15 protein-coding genes are annotated in these 13,146 nt (G+C 30.7%); 6 read left to right on the forward strand and 9 right to left on the reverse strand.

Features of this window, described 5'->3' with window-relative positions; genetic code table 11:
- The first annotated feature begins 39 nt into the window (after nucleotides 1-39).
- The 6 genes from ACY3JJ_RS03880 (at nucleotide 40) to ACY3JJ_RS03905 (ending at nucleotide 5,902) form a co-directional block, all read left to right on the forward strand.
- Nucleotides 40-678: a cobalamin B12-binding domain-containing protein gene (locus ACY3JJ_RS03880; protein ID WP_463092474.1), complete on the forward strand. Its 639-nt coding sequence runs from the start codon at nucleotides 40-42 to the stop codon at nucleotides 676-678.
- Complete coding sequence (locus ACY3JJ_RS03885) at nucleotides 679-2,385, forward strand: ASKHA domain-containing protein (RefSeq protein ID WP_463092475.1); 1,707 nt, start codon at nucleotides 679-681, stop codon at nucleotides 2,383-2,385.
- Nucleotides 2,358-3,320, forward strand: coding sequence for a uroporphyrinogen decarboxylase family protein (locus tag ACY3JJ_RS03890; RefSeq protein ID WP_463092476.1), 963 nt, complete (start codon nucleotides 2,358-2,360; stop codon nucleotides 3,318-3,320). The genes ACY3JJ_RS03885 and ACY3JJ_RS03890 overlap by 28 nt, the downstream gene beginning before the upstream one ends.
- Before the next feature lie 174 nt (nucleotides 3,321-3,494).
- On the forward strand, nucleotides 3,495-4,715 hold the full coding sequence (locus tag ACY3JJ_RS03895) for a homocysteine biosynthesis protein (RefSeq protein ID WP_463092477.1): 1,221 nt from the start codon (nucleotides 3,495-3,497) through the stop codon (nucleotides 4,713-4,715).
- On the forward strand, nucleotides 4,712-5,119 hold the full coding sequence (locus ACY3JJ_RS03900; RefSeq protein WP_463092478.1) for an NIL domain-containing protein: 408 nt from the start codon (nucleotides 4,712-4,714) through the stop codon (nucleotides 5,117-5,119). Before ACY3JJ_RS03895 ends, ACY3JJ_RS03900 begins: the two co-directional genes overlap by 4 nt.
- Before the next feature lie 54 nt (nucleotides 5,120-5,173).
- Nucleotides 5,174-5,902, forward strand: a complete 729-nt coding sequence (locus tag ACY3JJ_RS03905; RefSeq protein WP_463082478.1) for a UPF0280 family protein — start codon at nucleotides 5,174-5,176, stop codon at nucleotides 5,900-5,902.
- A gap of 3 nt (nucleotides 5,903-5,905) precedes the next feature.
- Here the strand turns inward: ACY3JJ_RS03905 and ACY3JJ_RS03910 are convergent, their stop codons facing one another.
- From ACY3JJ_RS03910 to ACY3JJ_RS03950, 9 genes are all read right to left on the reverse strand, one after another.
- Nucleotides 5,906-6,436 (reverse strand): LiaF transmembrane domain-containing protein, encoded by a 531-nt coding sequence (locus ACY3JJ_RS03910; protein WP_463092479.1) that lies wholly within the window; start codon nucleotides 6,434-6,436, stop codon nucleotides 5,906-5,908.
- Nucleotides 6,429-6,800: a DUF2089 family protein gene (locus ACY3JJ_RS03915; protein ID WP_463082476.1), complete on the reverse strand. Its 372-nt coding sequence runs from the start codon at nucleotides 6,798-6,800 to the stop codon at nucleotides 6,429-6,431. The genes ACY3JJ_RS03910 and ACY3JJ_RS03915 overlap by 8 nt, the downstream gene beginning before the upstream one ends.
- A 94-nt stretch (nucleotides 6,801-6,894) precedes the next feature.
- Nucleotides 6,895-8,130: an ABC transporter permease gene (locus tag ACY3JJ_RS03920; protein ID WP_463092480.1), complete on the reverse strand. Its 1,236-nt coding sequence runs from the start codon at nucleotides 8,128-8,130 to the stop codon at nucleotides 6,895-6,897.
- A gap of 1 nt (nucleotide 8,131) precedes the next feature.
- Complete coding sequence (locus tag ACY3JJ_RS03925) at nucleotides 8,132-9,226, reverse strand: efflux RND transporter periplasmic adaptor subunit (RefSeq protein ID WP_463092481.1); 1,095 nt, start codon at nucleotides 9,224-9,226, stop codon at nucleotides 8,132-8,134.
- Nucleotides 9,223-10,179, reverse strand: a complete 957-nt coding sequence (locus tag ACY3JJ_RS03930; RefSeq protein WP_463092482.1) for a hypothetical protein — start codon at nucleotides 10,177-10,179, stop codon at nucleotides 9,223-9,225. Before ACY3JJ_RS03930 ends, ACY3JJ_RS03925 begins: the two co-directional genes overlap by 4 nt.
- A 22-nt stretch (nucleotides 10,180-10,201) precedes the next feature.
- Entirely contained in the window at nucleotides 10,202-11,290 is a 1,089-nt protein-coding gene (locus tag ACY3JJ_RS03935) for an ABC transporter ATP-binding protein (protein ID WP_463092483.1), read from the reverse strand.
- A 2-nt stretch (nucleotides 11,291-11,292) separates the two neighbouring features.
- A complete protein-coding gene (locus tag ACY3JJ_RS03940; RefSeq protein WP_463092484.1) occupies nucleotides 11,293-11,973 on the reverse strand; it encodes a LolA family protein in 681 nt (226 codons plus the stop codon).
- Nucleotides 11,942-12,502 carry a flavin reductase family protein gene (locus ACY3JJ_RS03945; RefSeq protein ID WP_463082470.1) on the reverse strand — a complete coding sequence of 187 codons (561 nt, stop codon included), beginning with the start codon at nucleotides 12,500-12,502 and terminating at the stop codon, nucleotides 11,942-11,944. The genes ACY3JJ_RS03940 and ACY3JJ_RS03945 overlap by 32 nt, the downstream gene beginning before the upstream one ends.
- A gap of 16 nt (nucleotides 12,503-12,518) precedes the next feature.
- Nucleotides 12,519-13,094: a hypothetical protein gene (locus ACY3JJ_RS03950; protein ID WP_463092485.1), complete on the reverse strand. Its 576-nt coding sequence runs from the start codon at nucleotides 13,092-13,094 to the stop codon at nucleotides 12,519-12,521.
- Between the last annotated feature and the right edge of the window lie 52 nt (nucleotides 13,095-13,146).

Below are 13,146 nucleotides of genomic sequence, written 5' to 3' on the forward strand. Positions count from 1 at the left end.
TAATTCATAAAAGAAAAACGTTTTCGGGAGGTTTATAATATGGAAATATTAAAAGAAATTGCAAATGCTGTAATTTCAGGTGATAGAAAAAAGGTTCAAGAATTAGTGGAGAAGGCATTAAAAGAAGGGATTACCCCAGGAGATATAATAGACAAAGGACTTCTTTCAGGTATGAGTGTTATAGGAGAAAGATTTAAGAAAAATGAAATCTTTGTTCCCGAGGTTCTTGTTTCTGCAAGAGCAATGCAAAAAGGTATGGAAATTTTAAAACCTCTTATTGCAAAATCCTCAAGTGTTATTAAAGGAAAGATTGTAATAGGTACTGTTAAGGGAGATTTACATGATATTGGGAAAAATTTAGTCGCTATGATGTTGGAGGGAGCTGGTTATCAAATAATTGATCTTGGTATAGATGTGCCACCTGAGAAGTTTGTGCAAGCAATAAAAGAAAATAAACCTGATGTGGTAGGGATGTCAGCTCTTCTTACCACTACAATGCCTCAAATGAAGGTTACTATAGATGTTATTGAAAAGGAAGGATTAAGAGATAAGGTTAAGATTATTGTCGGCGGTGCTCCTGTTACAGAAGAATTTGCAAAGGAGATTGGCGCAGATGGTTATGCGGAAGATGCTTATTCTGCTGTGGAGTTGGTCAATAGATTACTCAAGGTATCATAAATGCCGTATGTAAAGATTTTATCTGAAAATAAAATAATTAAGGTAACTCAAGGGGATAGGTTATTAGATATATTGATAGAAAATAATATAAAGATTCCTTCTTATTGTGGTGGAGCTGGATGGTGTAAAAAGTGTAAGGTAAAAATATTAGATAAGGGTATAAGCCTTGCTTGTCAGATATATGTGGAAGAAGATTTAACGATTGAATTGTTAAAAGAAGAAAGTACTGACATAAACATACAAAAGGAATTTTTAGAAGATAATAATTTTATCCTTTCCCCCGTTATTAAATTACAAACTTTTTCTCTGCAAATTCCTTCTCTTAGCGATTTAAGGTCTGATTTAGAAAGAATTTTATCTGTAAAAGAAAATATATATTTACAAGATATTTCTGTTTTAAGAAAATTACCAACATTTTTGAGGAGAAATAATTATAAAGGGAATCTCGTGCTTTTTAAAGAAGAAATAATTGATATAAGGGAAGAAGAACTAAAAAGTGTATATGGTATTGCTTTGGATATAGGGACTACAACTTTAGTAGGACATATATTGGATCTTACAAATGGAAGTGATATAGATAGCTATTCTACTGAAAACCCTCAGTTAACTTATGGGGCTGATATAATTTCAAGAACTAATTTTATTATTCACAATCCTGATGGTTTGCAGATTCTAAGAGACATGTTAATAAAGGCTATTACAGAGATTATTCGAGATTTGTGTACAAAGAATAATATAAATTTAAATGATGTTTATGCCATCTCTATAGCTGGTAATTCTGTTATGACTCACATTTTTCTTGGTGTAACTCTGGAAAATATAGCTTTTTCTCCTTTTGTTCCTGCTTTTAGAAATGGAATGATTTTAAATTCAAAAGATATTTTTGGAAATTTATTTAACGCAAAACTTTATGTCTTTCCTTTAATCTCAGGTTATGTGGGGGGAGATGTAATAGCAGGAATTATAGCCACTAATTTATTAAATGAGAAAGGAAGTGTTATGCTTATAGATATAGGAACCAATAGTGAGATAGTCTTAAAGTCAGAGGATACTCTTTTTGCGTGTGCTACGGCTGCAGGACCTGCCTTTGAAGGAAGTAATATTTCACATGGTATGATTGCAAAGAAAGGTGCTATTTCTCATGTGTGGTTAGAAGATACAGTTAAGTTTGAGGTTATTGGTAATATGGAAGAGAAAGGAATATGTGGTTCTGGACTTTTAGATGCTATATCAGTAATGTTAGATCTAAAGATAATAGATCAAACTGGGAGGTTTATAAAGGGTGAAGAATTTTGTTTAGGTAGAGTTAAAATAATTCAAAAAGATGTTAGAGAGTTTCAATTGGCAAAATCCGCTATAAGAGCCGGTATAGAGGTATTACTTAATAAAGCAGGCATAACCTATAAAGAAATAGATAAAATTTATATTGCTGGTTCTTTTGGTAGTTATTTGAATAGAAAAAATGCTATTAAAACAGGACTTTTACCTCATATACCTTTGGAAAAAATTATATTGGTTGGGAATTCGGCTATTGGAGGGGCTAAGAGTTTACTTTTAAATAGATTTCTTATGGAGGATGCAGAAAAGATAAAAGAAGAGGTCAATTATGTAGAGCTTTCTTCTGATAAGAAATTTCAGGAATATTTTATAAAGTTTATGTATTTTGAGGAGGATGATCAATGCTTGATAAAAGAGGAGAAAGACTAATAATTCCTTTACTTGGTGCTCCAGGAATAAAATTGACTAATACTACTTTAAAAGAAAATTTAATAAATCCAGAAATACAGTTTAAAACTTTGGATATGATTCTTTCAGAGTTTCAACCTGATGGAATATTTACTTTTATGGATTTGACTGTAGAAGCAGAAGCTTTAGGTCTAAAGATTAATTTCCCTGAGAATGAAAATCCTTCTGTTTTAGATCATCCGGTTAAAGATAGAGAAGTTCTTCAAGATATAAAAAGAAGATGGAAGGGTATTTCTGGACGTATGATAACATTTATTAAAGTGGCTGAAAAAATGGCCCAGAATTTCAAGGTAATAAAAGGAGGTTATGTTATAGGTCCTTTTACTTTAGCTGGTGAACTTATGGGGGTAAATGATTTAGGTATTAATGTAATAGATGATCCCGATTTTGTAAGGGAATTGCTGGAGTTTTCTGTGAATGTTATTAAAGAGTATGCAAAAGCTTTTTTCGATGCAGGGGTTGATGTGGTAGCGGTATTGGAGCCAACCGCAGTTATACTTTCTCCGGCTTATTTTAGGGAATTTTCTTTACCCTATTTCAAATATCTTGTATCTGAACTTAAAAAACCTCTCATATATCATATTTGTGGTAATACATCTCATCTTATAGAAGATATGGGGAAAAGTGATGCTTATGGATTAAGTCTTGATAGTTTGGTGGATTTAAAATGGGTTGCTGAAAAAATCCCATCTCAAATGTATATTATAGGTAATCTAGATCCTGTAAAAGTTTTTTTACAAGGTAAAAAAGAAGAAATAGAGAAGAAAACTGTTGAGCTTCTTAATAAAATGAAAGATGTTAAAAATTTTATTTTAAGTTCTGGTTGTGATATACCTGTAGGTACACCTTTGGAAAATATAAAGGTTTTTATGGAAACTGCTAAGAAATTTAGATAATTAGATAGGTTTTTGTTATAGTCTTGAAAAATTCCGACGTTTTTGGTATTATATATGGAAAATTTTACCCCTTGTTTAAGGAGGTGGTGAAATTGTTATGGATCATGCCTTGCCCGAAAAGGGCGGTTAATATAGAAGAATTTATATTAGAAGTTAAAAAAAGGAGGTAAAAGGATGAAAACAATTGAAGAAATTAATGAGAAAATCCGCCAGGGTAAGGCAGTGGTTGTTACTGCTGAGGAAATGATTGATATTGTGAAGGAAAAGGGTGTAGAGAGAGCAGCTAAAGAAGTAGATGTTGTAACAACTGGGACTTTTGGAATTATGTGTTCTTCTGGTATATATTTTAACATTGGCCATACAAAACCAAGAATAAAGCTCGGGGGAGGAAAAGTATATCTTAACGGTGTTCCTGCTTATGCTGCTTACGCAGCAGTAGACTTATTCTTAGGTGCAAATGCCTTGCCTGATGATGATCCAAGAAATAAGTATTATCCCGGAGATTTCCCATATGGTGGAGGACACGTAATAGAGGATTTAGTTTCAGGTAAAGAAATTAGAATAACTGCTCAAGCATATGGTACAGATTGTTACCCAAGAAGATTTTTGGATGCTTATATTACAATAAATGACCTTAATGAAGCTGTACTTTTTAATATAAGAAATGCATATCAAAATTATAATGTGGCTGTAAACTCTTCAAACAGAGTGTTGTATACATACTTAGGTATGTTAAAACCTAAGTTTGGTAATGCAAATTATTCCAGTGCAGGGCAATTATCACCTCTTTTAAATGATCCTTATTATAAGACTATAGGAATCGGAACTCGTATATTTTTGGGTGGTGGTATAGGATATGTGATTTGGCATGGAACTCAACATAATCCTTCTGTAGAGAGGACAGAAAGGGGTATACCAAAAGGTGGAGCAGGTACATTAGCAGTTATTGGTGATCTTAAACAGATGAACGCAAAATGGCTTCGTGGGGTAAGCATGAAAGGATATGGGGTCTCACTGGCAGTAGGCATAGGTGTACCAATTCCTATTTTAGATGAAGAGATGGCTTTTTATACCTCTGTTAGTGATGAGGATATACTGGCGCCAGTAGTAGATTATGCTACAGCTTATCCTAATAGAGAATCTGATGTTATCACTTATGTAAGTTATAAGGAACTTAAAAGTGGTTATATAGAGCTTTTTGGAAAGAAGATACCTACAAGCCCGTTATCAAGTTATCCTAAAGCTAAAGAGATAGCTGAAATACTTAAATCATGGATAAAAGAAGGAAAATTCTTTTTAACTTCTCCTTCTGCCCCACTTCCTGGAGTAGAGTCAGGTATAAAATTTAAACAATTTAGTGGAAAAGAGATTTTAGGGGAGGTGGAGCAGAAGTGAGAACAGAGAGGATAGTATTACATTTTCCAAAGGAACTTGCTGATAAGCCTGTAGTGGTAAATTTGGTGAAAAAATATAATTTGGATTTTAATATACTTAAGGCTACGATCACTCCAGACGAAGAAGGGTTAATGGTTTTAGAGCTTTCGGGAGAAGATGATAATTTTATAAAAGGAATTGAATATTTGAAAGATTTAGGTGTTGAGATTCAGCCTCTTTCTCAAGATGTAGTATGGTTAGAGGATAAATGTGTACATTGTGGATATTGTGTAAGTTATTGTCCAACAAAAGCTCTTTATAGAGAAGGTTATTTTGTCAAGTTTGATTCTCAAAAATGTACAGCTTGTGGAATTTGTGTAGAACTATGTCCATATAATGCTATGGAGATGAAACTCTTTGTTTAGATATATTTAAATGGGGAGAGAAATATATCCTCTCCCCATATTTTATGGATTTTTATGACAAAAGAATATATAGAAAGAAAATATAGAAGGTTAGTGAAAACAGAGGATCTTGTTGGTTTTCCTGTAAAAATTCGGGAAAGTGACCTATTTGTTTTAGCTGAGAAAAACCTTGAAGAAGAAACATTAAAAATTTTATCTTTCTATAGACAACAATTAGAAGATTATATATCAAGAGATCCTTTATTTAGGGTATCCTTAACTCCTTACACTGTGGAAGAGGATGCACCTTTAATAGTTAAACAGATGTCATACTGGACAGGAAAGGCAGGAGTTGGGCCAATGGCTTCTGTAGCAGGAGCTATATCCGAGTTTGTTGGAAAAGATCTTTTAAATTATTCTTCTCAAATAATTATTGAAAATGGTGGAGATATTTTCATTTCTACAAAAAAAGAAAGAAAAGTGTTAATCTTTGCAGGAGAATCTCCCTGGAGTAATAAAATAGGGATACTTATTCCTAAAAATTCGGTATTGGGTATTTGTACATCTTCTGGAACAGTGGGACCTTCTCTTAGTTTTGGCAAAGCTGATGCTGTTGTTATAATATCACATTCTGTTATTTTTGCAGATGCTATGGCTACAGCAGTGGGAAATCTTATTCAAAAGCCTGAAGATATAAATATAGGATTAGAATTTGCTAAAAAATTTCCAGAAGTTCATCAAGTAATAATTATTATAGGAGAGCATTTAGGAGTTTGGGGCAAATATGAATTGATAGATGTTTAATATCTAAACTATTTCCACAGTTACTTGTGTGTTTTTTTCTGGTACATTTATATCCACAATTTTCCCTTTTAAATCTGGATTGCTTATTAGTTCTTCCCATTTTTCTGGAGAGAAATCTATTTTTTCTCCGTATTTTTCTGCATATGAATTAGCAAATTTTAGGCCCCATTTTGCTAAGGATAGTGGGATACTTATGTTTACTATATTATTTCCATTTTCTATTACCTTTAATAGAAGTAACCTTTTGCCTCTATTTTGATTCTCTTCTAATTTTTTTAAGAGTTCTTCTGCTTCTTCTGCTGCAATTCTGCCTTCTTGAACTAATTTCAAAATTTTATATCTTTCTTCTCTCATTTTTATCCTCCTTTTATGATCATATCTTTTAGAATTGTAGATAATCTTTATTCCAAAGTATATGAAAATAAGAGGCCAAAATTTCCATAGATCCTTAAGCAAAGGTATTTGAAAATTTTGGGCAATAAGAGAGATACCAATAATTAGAAAAGCTATCCCCAAAAAATATTTATTAAACATCTTTATCCTCCTCTAAAGCCTTTAAAGCCTCTTGAACTGTAATTTCTCCTTTTTCTAATTTATCAATGATCCATCTTATTTTATCTTTTGGCTCCTCCTCAGATAAAAGTCCTAAATTTTTTAAAATATTATCCAATTTACTTCTCACCGTAGGGTAAGAAATTTTAAGAATTCTTTCCATTTCTCTTACATTTCCTCTTGTTTTTAGAAAGAGCTCTAAGAATTCCATTTCTTCTTTGCTTAGACTTGCTAATCTGCTAACCCAAAACTCTCCCTCAATAGTTATCTTACAATCAGGACATTCAAGTTTCCTGATAATCATTTCTTTACCACATATAGGACATTTTGGTAAATTGTGAGGCATCCTTTCCTCCTTTAAAAATTTACAAATAAATTTTATAATTTTCAATTATAAAAATCAACATTTTGAATAAAGGATTTTTACTATGGTAAAAAGTTTACTCTGAGCGTAATGCTTGTATTGGATCCAAATTGGCAGCACGCATAGCAGGTAACACTCCAAATATAAGTCCTATAAAAAGAGAGAAAAAGAAACCAAGTAATACTGTGGTTATATTAAAAGAATATGGTATTTCGAAATTTTTCAATATTTCTCCAGTGATTATGGATAAAATGATTCCTAAAAATCCACCTATTATTCCTAAAAAAGATGATTCAGTAAGAAATTGAATTAAAATATCTTTTCTTCTGGCTCCTATGGCTTTTCTTATACCGATTTCTTTATACCTTTCTGTAACAGAGACCAGCATTATATTCATTATTCCAATACCTCCTACAATAAGTGATATACTTGCTATTCCTGCTAATGTTAAAGTCAATATATTTAATATTTCATTCATAGCAGATAAAAGATCTTCTTGTTTTGCAACAATGAAATTTAATTTTCCTCTGATTTGCTTTAGTATAAATATGAGCTTTTGTTTATAAATATCAATATTTTTTGAATCTTTTACTTGAGCAATAATAATATTAAGATTTTGATCTCCTTTTAAGATAAAGGCGGTAGTAATAGGTATTATGATTCTGGAATCTAAATCACCTAAATTTTGACTGTATCCCCTTTCTTTGAGAACTCCTATAACTCTAAAATTATAACTACCTATTTTAATTATTTTGTTCAGTGATTCTTGAAGTTGAGATGCAATATTTTGGGCAATCTTAGGTCCTATGATACATACTTTCTCCTTTGAAGATATTTCATACTCTGAAAAGAATCTTCCATAGGTAATTCCATCTTTATTGATGATTAATCCATTGCTATCAGTACCATAAATAGTAGCATTAATAGGAAAAATTTTGTATTTCACTTCTAAGTAAGAGGTCACCATAGATGAGAATATAATTTCATCTTTAAATACTCTTCTTAGAGATATTAAGTCATTATACTTAAAGAGCTGAGGAATAACTCCTCTTTGATTTCTAAAATTCTGATTTCTGATGGAATTAAATGTTCCTTCTGTTTCTACCGATGTAGGAAAGATTAATAGGGTATTTCCACCTAAATTTTCAATTATTTGAAGAGTCTGGTTTTTAGCACCTTCTCCTATAGAAATAAGGAGAACTACAGAAAATACACCAATAATAATCCCTAAGATGGTTAAAAAAGATCTTAACTTATTACTTTTAAGAGTAAAAATAGCTATCTTTAGGTTTTCATAAAATTTTGTGTTCATTTTAGTTTTCTTTATATATTTTTATTTTGGAGTTATCAGAGATTTTATCAAGAGGAGATAAGATTACTAAATCTCCTTCTTTTAGTCCTCCTTTTATTTCCACATAATCAGTATTCATATCTCCTATTACAACTTCTTTTCTTTTTGCTCTTCCATTTTCTACAGTGTAGACATAGGTTTTGCCTTCTTTAAAGGAGATAGTACTTAAAGGTATAACAATAACATTTTTCTTTACTCCTATATTTATGGTAGCAGAAATACTCATACCTTCCACTACTTTATTTCCAAGTTGGGGAATATTCACGGAAACATCATAAGAGTAAGAACCATCTTTATTTAACGAAGGAATCATGTTTATGGATGTTATTTTTCCTCTCCATAGGTTTTCTTCCAAAGCGTCTACATATATTTCTACATCTTGACCTTCTTTTATTTTTAAAATATTGTTTTCATCTACTTTTAGTAAACCAACCAAAGAAGTAGGATCAATTATAGTAATTATGGAGTTACTATTTGAAATATTAAGGTTGAATAAGGATAATAGACTGGAGAGATTTCCTAAGAAATTTGTAGCAGGGACTTGTTCTTGAGATTTTATGGTTTCTCCAGGAGTAATATTTACTTTGGCGATAATACCAGATATTGGGGCTTTTACTATTCGTTCTTCATAAAGGTTTTTTAAAGAATCATAATAGTTTTCTAAGGTCTTTAATTGATCTTGTGAGAAATAAGGAGTACTACTTTGTTGAAATCCTATGCCTCTTAATGCGTTGTTTATTTTCAAAAGATCGATCATATTTTTTATTTGGTCCATCTGTTTTTTTAATTCTTGAGCATCTATTGTAGCCAGTATATCTCCTTTCTTAACTTTGTCTCCTGGTTTTACTCTAACTTCTTTTACTACTCCGGATATTTTAGGATATATGTCTATTTTTCTTGAAAAAAATAAAATACCACTTACGCTTATAGATAAGGGTAAATCTCTTCTTGAGAGCCTTAATACTTCTACATCTACAGGTCTATTAGTTATTTGAAAATATGCAAAAAGAGCTATAGCGATTCCTAATAGTAATATAGTTATATATACTTTTCTCATTTGCCTGATACCTCGTTTAATTTGTCAAGAGTAATTTTTAAGAACTCCAAATAACCTTTTGTCCATCCTGCAAAATTTTCTAAATTATGAAGGATAATTTTATCATACTCTTCTCTTAATTGAGAAGGTTTACTAAATAATTCTTTTGGGGCTTTATAATTTTTATTGTCATTTATTCCAGGAAAATATTTAGATTGAATCTCCCATAATTTTCCTGCATCTTTTCTTGCTTTCCATGCTGCTTTAATTCCTGCTTCTTCTGGATTATCTACCTTGTGAGGTTGGGCCTTTTTAATGGTTTGAATATATATAGGATTTTTATTTATTATTATTTGCCATTCTTGATAATCTTCTAAAGTATAATGGTGATTTTCTCCCTGGGCAATGAGTTTTTCAAGATTAAAAATATTACCAATAGCGTTTCCCAGAGGCATAGGATAGGCGTGAAAAGGTTGTGTAAGGTCCTGAAGGTAGTGGAGGCTATAAGCAAAGAAACGGAAACCCCAATAATAATCATTCTTTTGGAAGGCCTCTTTGGCTAAGTTCCAAAAATGGATTATTCTTTTGGGGGCTTCGCCTAATTTAAGGGTTCCACCAAAGAGTATATAATATTGATGTCTCCAACCTGAGCTTCCTCCTGTAAGTTTTTGCAAAGAGTTAAGATTTATGTTTTCGTCCATTCCCATATCTGGTTCAGTTACATACCTTGTGATTATTGTTATGGCATCTATTTTATCACCTATTTTTTCTCCACGATAGGGAATAATATATGATGAATTGTATGGGGATGTATCATGATAGGTATAAGCTGTTACGGTTATGTTCTTATATTTTTTTAGCCAATCTAAATCTTTCAGTATGATTTCTGTCATTTCTCTATGAGCAGACCAAGAAAGAGCTGGGGAGAGAAAAAGTATTATTAAGAAAATGCTTAAAGTTACTTTTTTCCACATGTTGGATTATCCTCCTTTTATTTTAGATAACTCTTTTCCCTGAAATCTTATCAAACACATAAATTCTATTTGGAAGGGAAAATGATATAGTTTCTCCTACATGAAATCTTGTATTTTCCTTTATTTCTATTTTTATGATCTTCTTTTCTTCGGTTTCAACATTTAGGATTCTTAAATTATCTGAGGGAGTTCCATCAATAAAAAAGATTTCTCCTCTAAAAACTCCTTCGGAAGTAATTTTTATATCCCTTGCATGAAAACCTATAAGGTATTTTCCGTCTCTTATAGTATATCTGATAGGAATATTTTTTGAACCTATGATAATGTAAGAATTTATAATCTTTGCTTCTATAAGATTCATTGGAGGTTTCCCTACAAAAGAAGCCACAAAAGAATTTTTAGGATCTTCTATTAATTTATCATAAGTACCAACCTGTAATATTTTCCCTTCATTCATTACTGCTATTATATCTCCCATACTTGTTGCTTCTATTTGATCGTGGGTGACATATACTGATGTAACTTGAAATCTTAAAAGGAGCTTTTTTATTTGTACTCTTGTTATAGCCCTTAATCTTGCATCTAAATTAGATAAGGGTTCGTCAAATAACATAACTGAAGGATTTCTAATTATACATCTTCCTATTGCTACTCTTTGTTGTTCTCCTCCTGAAAGTTGTTTTGGTTTTTTATTTAGTAAGTATTGAAAATCAACTCCTAATATATCTGCTGTTTCTTTAATTTTTTCATCAATTACTTTTTCTGGGGTTTTTTTAATCCAAAATGGAAATGCTAAATTACCTCTTGCTTCGTAGTGAGGATAAAGGGCATAGTTTTGGAAAACCATTCCAATTTTTCTTTCAGCGGGTGAGAGATCATTGACTTTTTGTTGATTAAAATAAATATCTCCACTATCTGGGTTTTCTAAACCTGCTATTACTTTTAATAAAGTAGTTTTACCACATCCAGATGGTCCTATTACAGCTAAGGTTTTCCCTTCAGGAATTTCTAAATTAATATTCTCTAAGGCATTTATAAATTTTTTCTCTTTTAATAAGCCTTCCTCTTTATAAGTTTTATATATATTTTCAAGAGTTATTTTTATTCCCATATTTATATTTCAAAGGTTTGTGGATCAATTTTTATGTTTATCTGAAGGTTTTTATATAATCTCCTATGTACCAATGTTCTTTCTCCTTTAATATCTTCATATTGTTCTAAGGAAACAGGTAAAAATGAATTTTTTTCTATATATATCCTTTGGAAAGAATAATTATATAATTTATCTCTACTATTTCCTATTTCTATTATGTAACAATTATAGTTTAAAAAAACAGTTTCCTTTATTCCAGTTGGGTTATTGGTAATTAATAAATCTATAATATAATCAAAAGTGAGGTCAGGTATTTGCCCTTTTCTAATGGATACTACCAAGGGATCATCTACGTTTAAAGATAAGGGAATAAAGCTTAATAATCCACCCTTTTTATATCTTACTTTACCTGTTTGATATACCATTATTGTACTCTTATCTTTTCCCTCTAGTACTTCCAACCTTATTTTATCTGGTTTCTGGTAATAAAATTTATATGTAATATATTCTTCGTTATTCCCTAGTCTATTATAAACCTCAAGAATACTATAAAGAGTGGATACTTTATTATTAGCTTCTTGGGTTTTTCTTATTACTTCTTCAATAGATATACCTAAGGATAAGGATATGCTTAGTAAAATAAATAATAAAACTAATATAAAATGATGTTTAATTTTCTTCTGATAATTTGATGGTTTCATATTCACCTGTTGTAGTATAAACATCTTTTCCAAAATAGAGAAGGGCTTTGTACTTTGAAGGATCATAAATGGTTTCAAAATATTCTTCTAAGGCTTCAGAGTAAATTACTTTACCTATTACTATGTGATGATCAGCCTTAAGTTCTACAATATCTTCTAAAGAACATTCTATATGTGCGGTACATTCCTTGATTAGGGGAGCAGTTATTTTATGGGCAGGTATGGGAGTAAGGTTAGCCTTTTTAAATTTATCTGTATTTCTACCACTAAATCTTCCACATATAAAAACTGATTTTCTTAAAGAATAATCAGGAATGTTTATTGCAAAGTTTTTTGTTTCTTTAATAAGGGCATAGGTATATCTCTCTGGTCTAAGACTTACAGCAATAAGAGGTGGGTTTATACTTACTGGTATGATCCAAGAAATAGTCATAACATTAGGCTTTTGATTTTTGCTAATACTTGTGATAAGAAGAGCAGGCAGGGGATGTAATAGATAGGTAAAGGTATTTCTTATTTCTTTATACACAATATCACTCCTCATCTTATATTTTTAATATCCATTCAAAATCGTAATTTTTAGATGAAAATACTCCATTTTTATATTCAAGTTTCTCAGTTTCTAAAAAGACTAACATTTGGCTACCAAACTTATTTATATCCTTGGCTTTTGCAAACTCTTTTAGAGAAGATAGAGTAAATGTGATAAAAAGGGTTTTAGAATCATATATATTTTTCTCATCTTCTGTATATAGGATTATGTTGATATTTGTTTTATCAGGAAGCTCTGAACTATTTAAAGCAAAGACCAAATTTTTAAGAATTCTATTTATCATGGAAGGATAAGGATTACCTTTTTGGGAAAGTTTTGTATAAAAAGATAGGTTTAAACCAATCGCAGGATGATATATGGGAATACTCATTTTAAAAGAATCGTCAAGCCCTTTTAAATCTTTTTCTAAATTGGATTTTACAAGCTTGTTAAATGTTAATACATGAAGGGTAAATATAGTAACTGTTTTTTTCACAATATTTTTTTGGGTGGGGGTTTGAGTATTTTGGGCAAAGCTTAAATTTATGATTAAAATTACAATAAGAATCAAAGTTATAATTTTTTTCATTTTATTATTTCCTCCTTAAAGGATTTTATTTTCTCTTATTATATAATAATTC

The organism is Dictyoglomus sp. DH (assembly GCF_055181375.1).